Annotated in this window: 14 protein-coding genes; 7 read left to right on the top strand and 7 right to left on the bottom strand. The window is 72.0% G+C overall.

Going from position 1 to position 16,646, the window contains the following annotated elements; all coding sequences use genetic code 11:
* Window positions 1-2: 2 nt before the first annotated feature.
* The gene (locus AB0F71_RS31485; protein ID WP_360241545.1) at window positions 3-296 is read right to left on the bottom strand and encodes a MoaD/ThiS family protein; all 294 of its coding nucleotides are present in this window, start codon (window positions 294-296) and stop codon (window positions 3-5) included.
* 655 nt (window positions 297-951) lie between these two features.
* Here AB0F71_RS31485 and AB0F71_RS31490 point away from each other — a divergent pair.
* From AB0F71_RS31490 to AB0F71_RS31510, 5 genes are all read left to right on the top strand, one after another.
* Window positions 952-1,683 carry a response regulator transcription factor gene (locus AB0F71_RS31490; RefSeq protein WP_360241548.1) on the top strand — a complete coding sequence of 244 codons (732 nt, stop codon included), beginning with the start codon at window positions 952-954 and terminating at the stop codon, window positions 1,681-1,683.
* A gap of 136 nt (window positions 1,684-1,819) precedes the next feature.
* Window positions 1,820-2,878 carry a LacI family DNA-binding transcriptional regulator gene (locus tag AB0F71_RS31495; RefSeq protein ID WP_360241551.1) on the top strand — a complete coding sequence of 353 codons (1,059 nt, stop codon included), beginning with the start codon at window positions 1,820-1,822 and terminating at the stop codon, window positions 2,876-2,878.
* A 129-nt stretch (window positions 2,879-3,007) separates the two neighbouring features.
* On the top strand, window positions 3,008-4,213 hold the full coding sequence (locus AB0F71_RS31500) for a trypsin-like peptidase domain-containing protein (RefSeq protein ID WP_360241554.1): 1,206 nt from the start codon (window positions 3,008-3,010) through the stop codon (window positions 4,211-4,213).
* Between the two features lie 112 nt (window positions 4,214-4,325).
* A complete protein-coding gene (locus tag AB0F71_RS31505) occupies window positions 4,326-5,096 on the top strand; it encodes a response regulator transcription factor (RefSeq protein WP_360241557.1) in 771 nt (256 codons plus the stop codon).
* A gap of 536 nt (window positions 5,097-5,632) precedes the next feature.
* Complete coding sequence (locus AB0F71_RS31510) at window positions 5,633-6,589, top strand: HAMP domain-containing sensor histidine kinase (RefSeq protein WP_360241560.1); 957 nt, start codon at window positions 5,633-5,635, stop codon at window positions 6,587-6,589.
* Window positions 6,590-6,678: 89 nt separating this feature from the next.
* Here the strand turns inward: AB0F71_RS31510 and AB0F71_RS31515 are convergent, their stop codons facing one another.
* The 6 genes from AB0F71_RS31515 to AB0F71_RS31540 form a co-directional block, all read right to left on the bottom strand.
* The gene (locus AB0F71_RS31515; protein WP_360241563.1) at window positions 6,679-8,478 is read right to left on the bottom strand and encodes a bifunctional metallophosphatase/5'-nucleotidase; all 1,800 of its coding nucleotides are present in this window, start codon (window positions 8,476-8,478) and stop codon (window positions 6,679-6,681) included.
* A 210-nt stretch (window positions 8,479-8,688) separates the two neighbouring features.
* Window positions 8,689-10,038, bottom strand: a complete 1,350-nt coding sequence (locus AB0F71_RS31520) for an ATP-binding protein (protein ID WP_360241565.1) — start codon at window positions 10,036-10,038, stop codon at window positions 8,689-8,691.
* Window positions 10,039-10,150: 112 nt separating this feature from the next.
* Complete coding sequence (locus tag AB0F71_RS31525; RefSeq protein WP_360241568.1) at window positions 10,151-11,725, bottom strand: SCO6880 family protein; 1,575 nt, start codon at window positions 11,723-11,725, stop codon at window positions 10,151-10,153.
* A 6-nt stretch (window positions 11,726-11,731) separates the two neighbouring features.
* Window positions 11,732-12,967, bottom strand: coding sequence for a hypothetical protein (locus AB0F71_RS31530; protein ID WP_360241571.1), 1,236 nt, complete (start codon window positions 12,965-12,967; stop codon window positions 11,732-11,734).
* Between the two features lie 37 nt (window positions 12,968-13,004).
* On the bottom strand, window positions 13,005-13,820 hold the full coding sequence (locus AB0F71_RS31535; protein ID WP_360241574.1) for a hypothetical protein: 816 nt from the start codon (window positions 13,818-13,820) through the stop codon (window positions 13,005-13,007).
* Window positions 13,821-13,986: 166 nt separating this feature from the next.
* Entirely contained in the window at window positions 13,987-14,337 is a 351-nt protein-coding gene (locus AB0F71_RS31540) for a hypothetical protein (protein ID WP_360241577.1), read from the bottom strand.
* A 248-nt stretch (window positions 14,338-14,585) separates the two neighbouring features.
* Here AB0F71_RS31540 and AB0F71_RS31545 point away from each other — a divergent pair, with 248 nt between their 5' ends.
* Both AB0F71_RS31545 and AB0F71_RS31550 read left to right on the top strand, forming a co-directional pair.
* Window positions 14,586-15,740, top strand: coding sequence for a bifunctional lytic transglycosylase/C40 family peptidase (locus AB0F71_RS31545; RefSeq protein ID WP_360241580.1), 1,155 nt, complete (start codon window positions 14,586-14,588; stop codon window positions 15,738-15,740).
* A 179-nt stretch (window positions 15,741-15,919) separates the two neighbouring features.
* The gene (locus AB0F71_RS31550; protein WP_360241583.1) at window positions 15,920-16,642 is read left to right on the top strand and encodes a phosphatase PAP2 family protein; all 723 of its coding nucleotides are present in this window, start codon (window positions 15,920-15,922) and stop codon (window positions 16,640-16,642) included.
* The last annotated feature ends 4 nt before the right edge of the window (window positions 16,643-16,646 follow it).

The following is a 16,646-nucleotide window of genomic DNA, read 5'->3' on the forward strand; positions in this document are numbered from 1 at the left end:
GCTCAGCCTCCCGCGAACGGCGGGAGGACCTCGACCGTCCCGCCCTCGGTCAGGGCCACCGTCGCGTGGTCCCGGCCGCCGACCTGCGCGCCGTCGACCAGGTACGAGCAGTGCCCGAGCAACTGGACGAGCTTCGGCCGGTCGGCGTGCCGCGCCCTGGCCGCCGCCAGCGCCTCCGCCAGGGTCGCCGCCTCGTACGGCTCCTCGGCCAGCCCGGCCTCGGACTTCGCCGCCGCCCAGTAGCGGATCGTCCCGCGCGCCCGGGCGCCGCTCGCGGGCTCGGTGGTCGCGCCCATCGGGCCACCCCATTCCGTTCGTCCTCGCCCGGCCCCGGTGACCCGGTCCGGCTCGCCACCGGAGCGTGCCCCGACCACCCGAACGATGGACCCGGGCAGCGCCGCCGATGTGCGTCCCATGATGGCGTGTCCGCCGGTGCGAGCGGCAATCGCCCTGGCCCGACCGGCCCGGAGCGGGGCTCGAAGCTGTGGCCAGGCTCACCCGGCGCACGCCCGGATTGGGCGAACCGTCGGATTCACGCACTCCCGGCGCGCAGAGCGGTCGGCTATCCTCGACCTCCAAGAGGGATCCGGGCAGAGTCGCCCCCGGGTCCTTTTGTGCTTTCAGGACGCCAGTACGGACGTTCGTGCGATTCGTCGGCCCACCCCCGACGCTTCGTGGGAACCGCCCCGCTCTCTCGGCACAAGGACGTGCCGGGCCGACGGGGTGTCGCCACCCCGGCGCCGGGCCGCCACCCGGGACCGGACCAGACCGGAGGGTTCGCGGGATGAACAGGGCAGAAACGGTGCGCCGCGGGTTGCGGGACCCCCGGTGCGCCGAGTGCTCCCGCGGCACCCCCCGGGCGTCCTCCCCCCTGCCCTCAGCACCTGCGCCCACCGACTGCGGCGGCAGCCGGGGCGCGACCGCGACGACCCGGAAAGGGGACCCCCGGGTATGAGTTCACTCCTCCTCCTCACCAACGCACTGCAGCCGTCCGCCGAAGTGCTACCGGCCCTCGGCCTGCTGCTGCACAACGTCCGGGTGGCCCCCGCCGAGGGGTCGGCCCTGGTCGACACCCCCAGCGCGGACGTCATCCTGGTCGACGGGCGCCGCGACCTGCCGCAGGTCCGCAGCCTGTGCCAGCTGCTGCGCTCCACCGGCATCGGCTCCCCGCTGATCCTGGTGGTCACCGAGGGCGGCCTGGCCGCCGTGACCGCCGAGTGGGGCATCGACGACGTCCTGCTGGACACCGCCGGCCCGGCCGAGGTCGAGGCCCGGCTGCGGCTCGCGCTCGGCCGCCTCCAGGTCGCCACCGACGACAGCCCGATGGAGATCCGCAACGGCGACCTCTCGGTCGACGAGGCCACCTACTCCGCCAAGCTCAAGGGCCGGGCGCTCGACCTCACCTTCAAGGAGTTCGAGCTGCTCAAGTACCTCGCCCAGCACCCCGGCCGGGTCTTCACCCGGGCCCAGCTGCTCCAGGAGGTCTGGGGCTACGACTACTTCGGCGGCACCCGCACGGTGGACGTGCACGTCCGGCGGCTGCGCGCCAAGCTCGGCGTGGAGAACGAGCAGCTGATCGGCACCGTGCGCAACGTCGGCTACCGCTTCGTCGTCCCGGAGAAGACCGACAAGAGCGAGCGCCCGGACCTCGCCCAGCGCCCCTCGGCCCCGCTGGAGGCCTGACGGGCCCGCCCGGAGGAGCCGGGCGGGTCGGGCGGGCCGTCGGCCCGTCCGGCTCGTCCGGATTGCTCCCGGTCCCGCCCGGGAGCGGCCCCGGCTCCCACTGCCGTCCCGGGGACCACACGCGTAGACTCCATCCGTGGCCAAGGTGACGCGCGACGATGTAGCCCGACTGGCTGGGACCTCGACCGCGGTCGTCAGCTACGTGATCAACAACGGTCCGCGCCCGGTCGCGCCCGCGACCCGGGAGAAGGTCCTCGCGGCGATCGAACAGCTCGGCTACCGGCCGAACAGCGTCGCCCAGGCGATGGCCTCCCGCCGGACCAACCTGATCGGCATGGTCGTCCCGGACGCCCGCCAGCCCTTCTTCGCCGAGATGGCCCACGCCGTCGAACGGGCCGCCTCCGAGCGCGGCAAGCTCGTCCTGATCGGCAACTCCGACTACGTCGACGACCGCGAGGTCCACTACGTCCGCGCCTTCCTCGGCATGCGGGTCTCCGGCCTGATCCTGGTCAGCCAGGGCCCCTCGCAGCGCGCCGCCGAGGAGTTCGCCGCGATGGAGGGCGCGAAGGTGGTGCTGCTGCACCGCCGCCCCGAGGCGATCGACGACGTCGCGGTGGTCACCGACGACGTGGGCGGCGCCGAGGCCGTCGTCCGCCATCTGCTGGAGGTGCACGGGCACCCGTACGTGGCGTGCTTCGGCGGCCCGGTGGAGTCCCCCGCCCCCGGCGACCCGGTCATCGACCACGTCGAGGGCTGGCAGCGCGCCATGGACGCCCACGGCATCCCCACCGAGCCGCACCTGATCGACGCCCCCTTCCACCGCTACGGCGCGTACGACGTCGCGCTCCGGCTGCTGCGCTCGCCCGACCGGCCGCGGGCCGTCTTCTGCTCCACCGACGACCAGGCGATCGGCGTGCTGCGGGCCGCCCGCGAGGTCGGCCTGCGGGTCCCCGAGGACCTCGCGGTGGCCGGCTTCGACGACGTGCCCGAGGCCGCGCTCGCCGACCCGCCGCTGACCACCGTCGCCTCCGACCGCGACGCGATGGCCCGGGCCGCCGTGGACCTGGTGCTGGACGACTCGCTGATGGTGCCCGGCTCGGACACCGAGCGGGTCCGCAAGTTCCCGTCCCGCCTGGTCATCCGCCGTTCCTGCGGCTGCGACGGGGCCGCGCCCGACCGGGCCCCGCTGGACTAGCCGGAGCGGAACTTCCCGTTCCGCCCCAAGAGCTGCCTGACCAGGCTTTATGAGAAGTCAACGGGCTTCTCGCCCCGTTCTGAGCCGCTTCTCATCCGGTCCTCATCCACCGGGCGGAGCTTGGTCGGCATGAGCGAACAGCGGCACAACCCCAGCGAGCAGTACGGTCCGTACGAGCCCCGCGTCATCGAGGGCACCGTGCTGGGCTCCGACACCGGCGGCACCGACCCGCGCACCGACCCGCGCACCGGGTACGGCCACCACGAGGACGGCACCGACCCGTACTCCGGGTACGGCCACCACGAGGACCACCACGGTGCCGCCTTCGGCGCGACGCCGCCTCCCCCGCTGATGCCGCCCGAGCCGCCCACGCTGCTCGGCCACCCCTCCGGCCCCGAGGGCCCGGGCCACCACGGCGGCCGGGCCCGGCGCGGACTGCTGCGCGGACGGCTCGCCCTGGTGACCGCCGTCGCCGCGATCGCCGCCGTCATCGGCGGGGTCACCGGCGGGGTCATCGCCGCCGACCGGCAGTCCTCCGACACCCGGGTCGGAACGATCGCCAGCCCCGTCTCCGCCCGCACCGACGGCACCGCCAACGTGCCCGCCATCGCCGCCGCCGTCGCGCCCAGCGTCGTCCAGATCACCGTCAAGGAGAGCAACGGCACCGCCACCGGCACCGGCGTCGTCCTGGACGCCGACGGTCGGATCCTCACCAACTACCACGTGATCGACGGCGCGTCGAACGGCGGCCGGATCACCGTCACCTTCAAGGACGGCTCCACCGCCCCCGCCACCGTGACCGGCACCGACAAGAACCTGGACGTCGCCGTGATCACCGCGAGCGGCGCCAAGAACCTCACCCCCGCCGTCCTCGGCGACTCCTCCACCGTCGCCATCGGCGACCCGGTCGTCGCCATCGGCAACCCCGACGGCCTCACCGGCACCGTCACCTCCGGCATCATCAGCGCCGAGAACCGCGACGTCACCGTCCAGCTCGACGAGGGCTCCACCAGCGGCAACGGCGGCTTCGGCCTCCCGTTCCTGCCCGGCGTGCCCGGCCTGCGCGGCGGCGGGGCCCAGCAGCAGCAGAACAGCGGCAGCAGCACCACCTACAAGGCCTTCCAGACCGACGCCGCCCTCAACCCCGGCAACTCCGGCGGCCCGCTGATCAACGCCAACGGCCAGGTCATCGCCATCAACTCCGCGATGTACGCGCCCAGCGGCTCCGGCTCCTCGGGCAGCAGCAGCGCCGGCAGCGTCGGCCTCGGCTTCGCCATCCCGATGAACGACATCAAGCAGGTCCTGCCGAAGCTGGAATCCGGCCAGAGCCTGTGAGCCACAATCCGTAGCAACCGGTGAACGTCCGCGAGGCGGACAATTGCCACCAGCAGCAGACCCAGCAGACCCGACAGCGAGCCCTCCACCCGACGAGAAAGGGCAGCAGCCCATGACCCCGTCCGCCGACGACCGCACCCCCGCCGAGGCCGGCCACCCCTCCGCCCGGCTCCTCGTGGTCGACGACGAACCCGCCCTCCGGGACGCCCTGGAGAGCAGCCTCGCCTTCGAGGGCTACGAGGTCGCCACCGCCACCGACGGCTACGAGGCCCTGGAGTCCGTCGAGCGCGACAAGCCCGATCTCGTCCTGCTGGACATCATGATGCCCCGGATGGACGGCCTCACCGCCGTCCGCCGGATGCGCTCCCGCGGCGACACCGTGCCCGTCCTGATGCTCACCGCCCGCGACGCCGTCGGCGACCGCGTCACCGGGCTCGACGTCGGCGCCGACGACTACCTCGCCAAGCCCTTCGAACTCGACGAACTCCTCGCCCGCGTCCGCGCCCTGCTGCGCCGCAACGCCCTCGCCACCGAGGCCGCCGCCCGCGCCGCCGCCGAGGACGACAGCGAGGTCCTCGCCTTCGCCGACCTGCGGATGAACACCGCCACCCGCGAGGTCACCCGGGCCGGCAAGCCGGTCGAACTCACCCGCACCGAGTTCATGCTGCTGGAGATGTTCCTCTCCCACCCCCGCCAGGTCCTCACCCGCGAGCAGATCCTCAAGGCGGTCTGGGGCTTCGACTTCGAGCCCTCCTCCAACTCCCTGGACGTGTACGTGATGTACCTGCGCCGCAAGACCGAGCAGGGCGGCATGCCGCGCCTCATCCAGACCGTCCGAGGCGTCGGCTACGCCCTCCGCCCGGCCGCCGGCACCAACGCGTGAGCGCTGTTCCGCCCCCGCCGCTGGCCCCACCGCGCGTGGTGCCCAGCAGGCGCCGGCGCATCGTCCAGTGGTACCGCTCCCGCTCGCTGCGCGGCCGCCTCACGTTCATGACGGCGGCCGCGGTGGCGGTGGCCATCGCCCTGTCGGCGCTGGCGTGCTGGTTCATCGTGGAGAGGCAGCTCTACGGCCAGGTGGAATCAGAACTGCGGAGCGCACCCCAGCCACAACGCGTCCTCCTCCACGTTCCCTGCCCCAGCACACCAGAGGAAGCGCTCCAGCAGATTCGGACAGCTCCGCCAGAGGTCACCGGAGGCCCGGTTCCCCGGGACACCCAGTACGTTGTGACAGATCCCACCCAGGTGTGCTTGCCACCGAACGCCAGCAGGGCGATCGCAACCCAGAAGGACGACGTCAAGGCACTCCAACTCAGAAACGGCCAGTCGATCATCCGTGACGGTAGCTACACCAACGGGGACCCGGCCATGGTCCGGATCTCCGTCGGGCGCCCCGGTGGCGGACTCCCCCCAGTACTGGTGATGGTGGCAACCCCGACCAAGTCCGTCGAGGACTCCCTCCAGGGCCTCGCCATCCTCCTCGGCGCCGTCTCCCTCGGCGGCATCCTGCTCGCCGCCGTCGCCGGCCGCCTCGTCGCCCACTCCTCCCTCAAGCCCGTCGACCGGCTCACCGACGCCGTCGAGCACATCGCCCGCACCGAGGAGGTCGGCACCACCATCCCGGTGAACGGGGACGACGAGATCGCCCGGCTGTCCACGTCCTTCAACTCGATGAGCACCGCCCTCGCCAACTCCCGCGAGCGCCAGACCCGGCTGATCGCCGACGCGGGCCACGAGCTGCGCACGCCGCTCACCTCGCTGCGCACCAACGTCGACCTGCTGATCCGCAGCAACGACACCGGCCGCCCGCTGCCCCCGGCGACCAAGACCAAGCTGCTGGGCAACATGAAGGCCCAGATGCAGGAACTCACCGTGCTGATCGGCGACCTGCTCCAGCTCTCCCGTCCCGACACCCCCAAGACCGGCCCGAACCTGACGGTGGTCGCCCTGCACGAGATCGCCGGACGGGCGGTCGAGCGGGCGAAGCTCCGTGGTCCCGGACTGGTCTTCGAGACGACCGTCGAGCCCTGGTACGCGCACGGCGACGCGGCGGGCCTGGAACGGGCCGTGATCAACCTGCTGGACAACGCGGTGAAGTACAGCCCGCCCGGCGGCACCATCGAAGTGCGGCTCCAGCAGGGCGTGCTGACCGTCCGCGACCACGGTCCCGGCATCCCGCCGGACGAGCTCCAGTACGTCTTCGACCGGTTCTGGCGCTCCCCCTCCTCGCGCCAACTCCCCGGCTCTGGGCTGGGGTTGTCGATCGTCGCGCAGAGCGTCCGGGAGGCCGGCGGGGAGGTCACCCTCGGCCCGGCCCAGGACGGCGGACCGGGCGCGCTGGCGACCGTACGACTTCCCGGCGGCCCCGCCCCCGAGTAGCCGCCCGGAACAGCAGGACGGGCGGGGCGCCCCGACAGCGCCCCGCCCGTCCGAGGGCCCCGTTACCGGGGCCGGTGTCCGGCTCTCGGTCAGTCGATGTCGCTGCCCGGGCCGAGGACCTTGATCCGGTCCTGCGCCGGCGGCTTCAACGGCGAGGCCGCCGAGCTGTGGGCCGCCAGGTAGGCCGTGAAGACGTCCAGGTCGGAGGCGCCGACGAGCTTGTCGGTACCGGCCGCGAAGGCCGGGAAGCCGTCGCCGCCACCGGCCAGGAACTCGTTGGCGGCGACCCGGTACTTGGCGGCCGGGTCGACCGGTGCGCCGTTCAGCCGGATCGAGTCCAGGACCACCCGGTCCGCGCCGGTCCTGCGCATGTCCAGGGTGTAGTGGAGGTTCGAGGACACCTGGAGGATCTTCGGCGCCGCGTCGTTGGGGCCGCTCACCTGCTGCTGCAGCAGCTGGACCAGCTGGGCGCCGGTCAGCGTCTTGACCTGCATCATGTTGGTGAACGGCTGGACGGTGAACGCCTCGCCGTAGGTCACCACGCCGTCGCCCTCACTGCCCGAGGCCCTGTGGACCAGGTCGGAGCGCAGCCCGCCCGGGTTCATGAAGGCCACCTGGGCGCCGCCCTTGTCGGCCGGGGCGAGGCCCTCCAGCTGCCCGTCGGCGATCACGTCGCCGAGCGGCTTCTCCAGGTCGCTGCTGCCGCGGCCGTTGATGTCCGCGGAGATGTAGCCGATCGGCCGATTGGCCTTCGGGGCGGCCAGCTTGGCGTAGTGGTCGATCAGCGCCGTCATGTCCGGGGCCTTCTCGACCGTGCGCCGCACCACGTGGTTCTCGGCCTTGACCGACGGGCGGACGATCTCGCCGGTGGTCTTGTCCAGCTTCATGTCGATCTCGGTGAACAGCCGGCCGAAGGAGGCGGCACTGGTCACCGAGCGCGGCACGCCGTTGGGGTCGGGGATGCTGCAGGCGTACGCGTTGTGGGTGTGGCCGGTGACGATGGCGCCGACCGCCGGGTCGATCTTCTTCGCTATGTCGACGATCGGGCCGGAGATGCCCTGGCCGGCCGCCCCGCAGTCGTAGTTGTAGACGCTGCTGGCCGGGTAGCCGCCCTCGTGGACCAGCGCGACGATCGAGTTGACGCCCTTGGCCTTGAGCTCCGCGGCGTACTTGTTGATCGTGGTGACCTCGTTGGCGAACTTGAGGCCCTTGACGCCCTCGGCGGTGACGATGTTCGGCGTGCCCTCCAGGGTGACGCCGATGAAGCCGATCTTGACGCCCTGCGACTTGGTCACCCAGTACGGTGGCAGCAGCGGCTTGCCGGACTTCTCGTCGGTGACGTTGGCCGACAGGTAGTTGAAGTTGGCGCCCTTGAAGGTCCGGCCGGGCTCGTAGCAGCCGTCGGTCGGGTGGCAGCCGCCCTCCTGCTTGCGCAGCAGCTCCGCCGCGCCCTGGTCGAACTCGTGGTTGCCGACCGAGGTGACGTCCAGTCCGAGCTTGTCCATCGCCTCGATGGTCGGCTCGTCGTGGAACAGCGCCGAGGTGAGGGGGCTGGCACCGACGATGTCGCCGGCCGCGACGGTGATCGAGTCGTCGGCCGGGATCCGCGCCTTGCGCAGTTCGGTGGCCAGGTACTCGATGCCGCCGGCCGGGGTCGAGATCTCCTTGCCGGTGGCCGGGTCGATCTCCTTGACCGTACCGGAGGAGCCCGCCGGGGGCTCCAGGTTGCCGTGGAAGTCGTTGATCGCCAGCAGCTGGAGGTTGACGGTCTTGTGACGCTTGGCGTTGGCGTCGGCGGCCTGAGCGGCCGTCGGCACGACCACCGTGCCGAACAGACCTGCGGCGGCGACGACGGCGAACGCCGCCCGTCGGGATCTGACGGTGAGCATGAGGGATCCCCTGCACCTCGGAGGAGCACGCGGGCGGCGGAGCGCGCCGGCGCGTGCGCAATGTGTTGCGCGAGTGCAGCCTAGGGTCAACGCGCGTAGCTGTCAGGATGTCGAACGTAACGAGAGGATTACCTGCTGACGAACCACCACCGTCGGACCGGGACGGACCGCCTGCGGACGATCCCCCGGCCTCAGGCAGGGGCCGGGCGTTCAGACCCCCGGTTCGGACGCCAACTGCCGCTCGGCCCGTACCCGTTCGGCCACCGCGTCCTCCGTCATCGCGCGGTCGGTGTACACCAGCGGCCGCTCGGTGTCGGTGATGATGTGCTTCACCACCTGCACGTTGCCGTTGACGTCCCAGACCGCGATGCCCGGCGACAGGGTCGGGATGATCTCCACCGCCCAGCGCGGCAGGCCCAGCACCCGGCCGGTGGCCCGCGCCTCCTCGGCCTTCTGCATGTAGATCGTCCGGGTGGAGGCCATCTTGAGGATCGCCGACGCCTCCTTGGCCGCCGCGCCGTCCACCACGTCCGACAGGTGGTGCACCACCGCCACGAAGGAGAGCCCGAGCCGGCGGCCGAACTTCAACAGCCGCTGGAACAGCTGGGCCACGAACGGGCTGTTGATGATGTGCCAGGCCTCCTCGACCAGGAAGATGCGCTTCTTCCGGTCCGGCCGGATCCAGGTGTGCTCCAGCCACACCCCGACGATCGCCATCAGGATCGGCATCGCGATCGAGTTGCGGTCGATGTGCGAGAGGTCGAAGACGATCAGCGGCGCGTCCAGGTCGATGCCGTCGGTGGTCGGTCCGTCGAACATGCCGCGCAGGTCGCCGTCGACCAGCCGGTCCAGCACCAGCGCCACGTCCAGGCCCCAGGACTGCACCTCGTCCACCGCCACGCCCAGCGACTCCACCGAGGACAGCTCGGGGCTGCGCAGGGTGTCGATGATGTCGTCCAGCACCGGCTGGCGGTCCGTCACCGAGGCGACCACATGGGCGTGCGCCGCCTTCAACGCGAAGCCCGCCCGCTCCTCCAGGCCGCGCCCCATCGCCACCTCGATGATGGTGCGCAGCAACGACAGCTGGCCGGTCTGGGTGATCGCCGGATCCAGCGGGTTGAGCTTCACCCCGCCGTCCCGGGCCGCCATCGGGTCCAGCCGGATCGACTTTATGCCCAGCGCGTTGGCGATCAGGTTCCACTCGCCGACGCCGTCCTCGCCCTGCGCGTCCAGTACCACGACCTGCCGGTCCCGGAACCTCAACTGCCGCAGCACGTACGTCTTCTCCAGCGCCGACTTGCCGTTGCCGGACTCCCCCAGCACCAGCCAGTGCGGGGCGGGCAGCTGCTGCCCGTACAGCTGGAAGGGGTCGTAGACGTACCCCTTGCCGCTGTACACCTCGCGTCCGATGATCACGCCCGAGTCGCCCAGGCCCGGTGCGGCGGTGGGCAGGTAGACCGCCTGCGCCTGGCCGGTGGAGGTGCGCACCGGCAGCCGGGTGGTCTCCACCTTGCCGAACATCAGGCTGGTGAACGCGTCGGTGAGGTTGCCGATCGCCATGGGTGGCCTCCTGGTGCCGGCTAGGGGTGGTCGGGCGCGGTGGGTGGTCGGGCGGGTAGGCGGACGGGCGCGGTGGGTGGACGGGCCCGGTCCCGGAGGACCGGCGCGGGGTTCAGCGGCGGATGCCGGTGGCGAACGGCAGGGTGTTGACGAAGGCCCGGTGGTGCTCTCGGTCGCACCACTCCAGCTTGAGGTAGCTCTTGCCGGCCGAGGCCCGGATGGTCCGCTTGTCGCGGGCCAGCGCCTCGGGGTTGCGCGAGGAGACCGTGATGTAGCCGACCAGGTTAACCCCGGCCGCGCCGGAGGCCAGGTCGTCACCGCGCTGGTCCACCCGGCCGGTGTGGGCCAGGTCGCGCGGGTCGACCGTGCGGTTCATCTTGGCCGCACGACTGGCCTCCGCCTCGTCGTTGGTCTTCTCGGTCAGCATCCGCTCGATCGCGACGTCGGTGGGTTCCAGGTCCATCGTCACCGCCACCGTCCGGATCACGTCCGGGGTGTGCACCAGCAGCGGCGCCAGGAAGTTGACGCCCACCGGGGTGAGCGGCCACTCCTTGATCCAGGCGGTGGCGTGGCACCACGGCTCCCTGGTCGCCGACTCCCTGGTCTTCGCCGTCAGGTACTGCGGGTGGGTCGCGTCCAGCTCGGCCGGCCAGGCGTTGCGCCGGGACATCGCCTGGATGTGGTCGATCGGGTGGTCCGGGTCGTACATCGAGTGCAGCAGCGAGGACAGCCGGGCCTGGCCCAGCGGCTGGCGCACCCGGATGTCCGCCTCGGCCAGCCGGGCGCAGATGTCGGTCAGCTCGCGGGCCATCACGGCCGCCAGCCCGTCGTCGTCCCGGGCCCGCCCGCCGGTCGCGGTGCGGCCCATCGCGTGCGCCTCGGCGGCCAGGTCCCGGGTGTAGTGCATGCAGGCCACCAGGTACGCCCGGTGCTGCTCCGAGGAGGTCGACACCATCGACTGCAACTGGTCGTACGAGTCCTGCAGCCAGCGCGGCGCGTCGTGGTCACCGCGGCGCTCGACGTCCTTGGCATGGGCGTCCGGGTCGGCCGGCAGGGTGCGGGCCAGGATCTGCAGCCGGGTCACGAAGCCGTCCCCGTTGGCGACGTGCTTCAACAACGTGCCGAAGCGGTCGACCAGCGCCTCCTGGTCCTCCGAATCGCGCAGCCCGACGCCCGGGCCCTCGATCTCGATCGCGGCCGTCACCGTCCGCCGCTCCAGGTGCATCAGCACCCCGACCTCGTCCGGCCCGAACGGCGCGGTCAGCCAGCGCAACCGCCCCACCCCGGGCGGCGGACCGACCTCCACCTCCCGGCCGTCCATCCGGGTGCCCGCGTCCATCGCGTCCGAACGCCACAGCCCGCGCCCGCTGCGGACCGTCCGCCGGTAGGTGCGGTTGATCTCCACCCACCGGTAGAACGTCCGCTTGCGGTACGGCACGTAGACCGCCGCGATGGCCAGCAGCGGCAGGCCGATCAGACCGGCGATCCGCAGCGCCAGGACAGGCATCAGCAGACCCCAGAGCATCCCGAGGAACGCCCCGAAGATGATCAGCAGGATCTCCCCGGACTCCCGGTTGCGGCCGATCACCGCGTTCGGGCGGGCCTTGCCGATCAGGTAGGTGCGGCGCTGGTGCACGTACGGCTGGGCGTACTGGGCCCCGTACTGGCCGAGCGGTTCGCTGCTCACTTCCCGTCACCCTCCCTTCGCTGGATTGCTGTCGCGGTTCGGAACCGAGGCCTGCGGCGGCGGCCCGGCCTGCGGCGGCGGGGCCGGCGTCCGGCCGGCGTGCGCGGCGATGCCGGGCGCGACCGAGCCGCCGCCCGCGCCCCCGCCGCCCCCGGCCCCCTGCGGACCGCGGTCGCCGTGGGTGGAGATGCCCTGCTTCATCAGGTTCGCCGTCCCGTTGATCATCGCCGAACCGGCCTGCACCGCGCTGGCCCGGGCCCGGCGCATGTTCAGCATCTCGTCACCGAAGGTCGGGACGAAGCGGTACACCGCGGCGCTCGCGAAGATCGACAGGAACAGGATCGCCAGCCCGGACAGCACCCGGGCGAAGTCGTCGTTGGCCCCGGCACCGGTCGCCACCGCGCCCGCCAGACCCAGGATGATCACGATGATCGGCTTCGCCAGGTCCACCGCCAGCATCATCCCGGCCCACCGGCGCACGTGCTTCCACAACTGCCGGTCCACCAGCCCCGCGTACACCGCCGTCCCCAGCAGCGCCCCCACGTAGAGCATCGCCGCCCGGATCACCAGCTCGATCCAGAGCACCGCCGCCGCCAGCACCGCGACCAGCGACACGAGCACCAGGATCAGCGGGCCGCCGCCGACGTTCCCCTTCTCCAGGGTGTCGGCGAACCCGCCCAGGTAGGTCCCGGTGTCCGACTTCGTCCCGACCGCGATCGCCTTCGTCAGCCCGTCCGTCACGCTCACCACGGTGAACAGGATCAACGGCGTGAACGCGGAGGCCACCACCGTCAGCCACAGGAAGCCGACCGCCTCCGAGATCGCCGTCGTCAACGGCGCCCCGCGCACCGCCCGCTTGGTCACCGCCAGCAGCCACAGCACCAGCGTGATCACCGTCGACACGGCGAACACCACGGCGTACTGCTGCAGGAACGACTGGTTGGTGAAGTCCACCGACGTCGTCCCGTCGATCGCCCCCGACAGGTTCCGCACCACCCACGCCGCCGCCTGGGCACACCCCTTGGCGAGCGACCCGAGCGGATCGGTCACGTTGTTGACGGCGCCGCCGCCGGGGAGGGCGCCACCGCCGGGTGGCGCACAGTAGACGTCGTTGCCCGGGAGCGGAACTCCGGGGCAGGCGGAGTTGGTCGTCCCGGTGCTGGGGGTGGGCGACGGCTCGGCCATCGCGCGACCGGCCGCCAGCACGACCGAGGAGGCCCCGAGCAGCGCTGCCCCGGCCACCCGGCCGACTATCCTCCGGACGAGACCCGAGTTACCGTCAGCGGGCATAGCGGAAGCCTCCGAACTGCTCGACGGCACCAGTGATCTCCTCCGCGGTCGCGGCTTGCTGGTCCTGCGGGACCGGAGCCGGGCCCGATGCTCGGCTGAAGTCGGTGAGCTTCCAGTCGCTCCCGGTCCAGCGCAGACTGAGGTTGAGCGTGAACCACTCATCGGAAACCGGCTTGGTCGACCGCTCGCCGGCCAGGCCGAACAGGCCCGTGCACCAGACGTCGACCTTGACGCTGTCCGAGTTGTACCCAACGCTCCTGGTCCCGACCGGGATCGTCCGGCTGACGAAGGTCAAACCCTTGGGCGGCCTGCCCTGGGCGTCCACTCCGAACCGAGCCGCCGTTTCCGGCGTGAACCCCTGGTCCAGCCGGCTCTGCAGGGCCGCGGCGGAGCCCGGGTCGGCGATGGTGGCGACGATGGTGTGGCGGCTGTCGGCGCGGAGCATGTCCGCGGAGCCGATCGCCACCGCGTAGTTGGCGGCGGCGGACTGGGCGCCCTGGTCGCTGTGCGGGTAGCCGGAGGCGATGCCGTTGACGGTGGTGCCGACGGGCTGGTCGCCGCTGGGGGCGGGGCCGGCGCCGGAGCCGGCGCTGGGGGCCGCCCGGTCGGCGGAGCTGCCGCCGCTGCCGGAGCCCGGTTTGCCGCGGTTGGCGACGGAGATGGCGACGACGAGCAGGGTGACGACGACGAGCACGGTCAGCAGGGTGCGCAGCGGCCTGGACTGACGTGAGGTCGGCAGTGCGGAGGGCTGTTCGTCGACCGGCAGCCGCGTACGGGTGTGCGGCTGGTCGTCGGACAACGGCACGGCGGCCCTCCTGGTGCGGGGAGCCGGGCGGCTCCGGGGGCCCTCCGTCCGGGGGCGGGCGCGGACGGGGGGTGGGAACGAGGGTGGACTCCTGGCGGGTCGGCCCGCTGGGGAGGTCCGGGCGGGAACCTGTCCTCAGGCGGGCCGGGTCACTGCTGTCCGATCGTCAGATAGCCATGCCGTAGACAATGGTGAACAGAGTGCCGAGTGATCCAATGATGAACACGCCGGTCAGCCCGGCGATGATCAGCCCCTTGCCCTGTTCGGCGCCGAAGCTGTCCCGCATCGCGGTCGCGCCGATCCGCTGTTTGGCCGCACCCCACACCGCGATGCCGAGGCAGACGAGGATGGCGACGGCCATGATGACCTCGACCATCACCCGGGCCTCCGACCCGAGGCTGGCGAAGGGGCCCCAGTCGGGGGCGATCCCGCCGATGATGGTGTCGATGTTCGGCTTCTTGGGAGGGTCCTCGGCCAGGTGGCCGACCGCATAGGTGTGCACGCTGCTCACGTTCATTTCCATCTCACCGCCCGATCAGGCAAATTCAAGGGCCCGGACCCCGCCCGCGCGAAGGGTCGGTGCCTATTCTTGGCCAGATCTGATGTCGACTTGGCTACTTCTCGCGGATTGGTCGTGAGGCATCGGACACGTACGCGAGGATGTCCACCGTACGAAGGATAGCGCTCACTCTTTGTATCTCTGATGATTGCGGTGAGCAACGCCTTCCGGGACACTTCGACTGACGATTCGTCGGGATGGTGCTGATGGTACTCCGGAAGGCCGGTACGGCCGCCGCTGCGGCGGGAGTTGTCGCGTTCGGGTTCCTCGGTCTGGTGACGATGGGGACGTATGCGGCGGGTGGGACACCACAGCTGGCGGCGAATCGTTCCGCCCTCTCCCCCGGCACCGTTCCGGCGGCCTACCAGGACGCGATCCAGAAGTGGGGCTCGCTCTGCTCGGAGATCTCCCCGCCGATGCTCGCGGCGCAGCTGTACCAGGAAAGCGGTTTCGACCCCAAGGCCCAATCCGGCGTCGGAGCACAGGGAATGGCGCAGTTCATGCCGGGCACCTGGCCGATGTACGCCACGGACGGCGACGGGGACGGCAGGAAGGACGTCTGGAACCCGTACGACGCGATCGCCACCGCGGCGGCCTACGACTGCGCGCTCGCCAAGGACGTGGCCGGTGTGCCGGGCGATCCGCAGGCCAACATGCTGGCCGCCTACAACGCCGGCCCGTACGCGGTGACGACGAACCGGGGCATCCCGCCGTACCGGGAGACCCAGGGGTACGTACGGAACATCCAGGCGATGGCCCGGAGCTTCGCGGCGCCGACCGCGCCGGTGGAGGTGTCCGCGCAGTCGGCCGCCGCGATCTACTTCGCGCAGACCAAGCTCGGCACGCCGTACCTGTGGGGCGGCGAGGGGCTGGCCTCGCAGAACGGGCAGTTCGACTGCTCCGGGCTCACCAAGGCCGCGTTCGAGACCGTGGGGATCGAACTCCCCCGGGTGGCCAACGACCAGTGGTACGCCGGTCCGCACCCGTCGCGCGATCAGTTGCGGCCGGGGGACCTGGTGTTCTTCGCGACGGACCTGGGCGACCCGCGCACCATCCACCACGTGGGGATCTACGTCGGCGGCGGCTACATGCTCAACGCGCCGCACACCGGGGCGGTGATCCGCTACGACAAGATCGACACCAGGGAGTACATCGGGGCGACCCGGGTCACCTCGGACGGCGCCCAGGCGCTGCCGACGCGTGGTGGCGGCGGCAACGGCGCGGTCAACGCCCCGAGCCGCCCGGGCACGACGGCGCCGACCCCGACCGCCCCCGGAAGCCGGCCCGCGGCCGCCGCCCCGGCCGCCCCGACGGCCGCGGGGCGGGTCAACGGGGCCGCCGGAACCGGTGGGACCGGCTGAGTCGTCCACCGATCTGTGTGCGGCCTGTGGACGCTGAGTCAAGTTTCCATAACCGCGCGTTTCCGTGGAACGCTGGGTCCCGGCGATGACGTTGGGTCCGGTGGTCCCTCGTCAGCTTCGCGCGCCGGGCGGGCCCCGGCGGGATCGAACAGGTGCAGCGGACCAGAAGGAGGTGCGGCGTGTCGACGCCGCTTGCCGACACGACCAACCCCGACCTCGGTCTGCTCTACGCCGTCAACGGCCTGGCCAAGCGCTCCCCGCAGTGGCTCGACCACGCGGTGTCGTGGATCGGCGAGTACGGCATCCTGATCGGCCTCGCGCTGCTCGGGCTGGTGGGCTGGCTGCAGGCCAGACGCCGGCCGGACGCGCCGGTGGCGATCGCCGGGCTGCTCTGGGTGCCGCTCTCGGTGGCCGTCGCCGAGCTGGCCAACCTGCCGATCGCCGCGATCGTGGACCGGCCCCGGCCCTTCGTCGACCACCCGGGGCTGCTGGTGCTGGTGGACGGCAAGGCCGGCACCCACTCCTTCGTCAGCGACCACTCGACCATGACGATGGCCGTGGCGGTGGCGCTGTTCCTGGTGAACCGGAGGCTGGGCTGGATCGCCGGGGGCCTGGCCCTGCTCCAGGGCTTCTGCCGGATGTTCATGGGCGTCCACTACCCGACGGACGTGATCGGCGGCTTCGCGCTGGCGGTCGCCGTGGTGCTGCTGCTGGCGCCGATCGCGATGGCGGTGCTGGTCCCGTTCTGCCACGCGCTGACCCGGACGGCGGTGGCCCCGCTGGTCCGGGCGCCGGAGCGCGGCGCCGCCGCCGGCCGGGGCGCCGAGCGGCGCGGCCGCCGAAGCGGACGGGGAGCGGCGCGCCGGGAGGAGCGGCCGCCGGAGTCCGACCTCGCGGCCTGAGGCC

Source organism: Kitasatospora sp. NPDC028055, assembly GCF_040637885.1.
Lineage (GTDB): Bacteria > Actinomycetota > Actinomycetes > Streptomycetales > Streptomycetaceae > Kitasatospora.

Bases quoted from the DNA above. Each gene is read 5' to 3' on its own strand.
- AB0F71_RS31485 (WP_360241545.1), bottom strand. From the start codon at position 296: ATGGGCGCGACCACCGAGCCCGCGAGCGGCGCCCGGGCGCGCGGGACG.
- AB0F71_RS31490 (WP_360241548.1), top strand. From the start codon at position 952: ATGAGTTCACTCCTCCTCCTCACCAACGCACTGCAGCCGTCCGCCGAA.
- AB0F71_RS31500 (WP_360241554.1), top strand. From the start codon at position 3,008: ATGAGCGAACAGCGGCACAACCCCAGCGAGCAGTACGGTCCGTACGAG.
- AB0F71_RS31505 (WP_360241557.1), top strand. From the start codon at position 4,326: ATGACCCCGTCCGCCGACGACCGCACCCCCGCCGAGGCCGGCCACCCC.
- AB0F71_RS31510 (WP_360241560.1), top strand. From the start codon at position 5,633: ATGGTGGCAACCCCGACCAAGTCCGTCGAGGACTCCCTCCAGGGCCTC.
- AB0F71_RS31515 (WP_360241563.1), bottom strand. From the start codon at position 8,478: ATGCTCACCGTCAGATCCCGACGGGCGGCGTTCGCCGTCGTCGCCGCC.
- AB0F71_RS31520 (WP_360241565.1), bottom strand. From the start codon at position 10,038: ATGGCGATCGGCAACCTCACCGACGCGTTCACCAGCCTGATGTTCGGC.
- AB0F71_RS31540 (WP_360241577.1), bottom strand. From the start codon at position 14,337: ATGAACGTGAGCAGCGTGCACACCTATGCGGTCGGCCACCTGGCCGAG.
- AB0F71_RS31545 (WP_360241580.1), top strand. From the start codon at position 14,586: ATGGTACTCCGGAAGGCCGGTACGGCCGCCGCTGCGGCGGGAGTTGTC.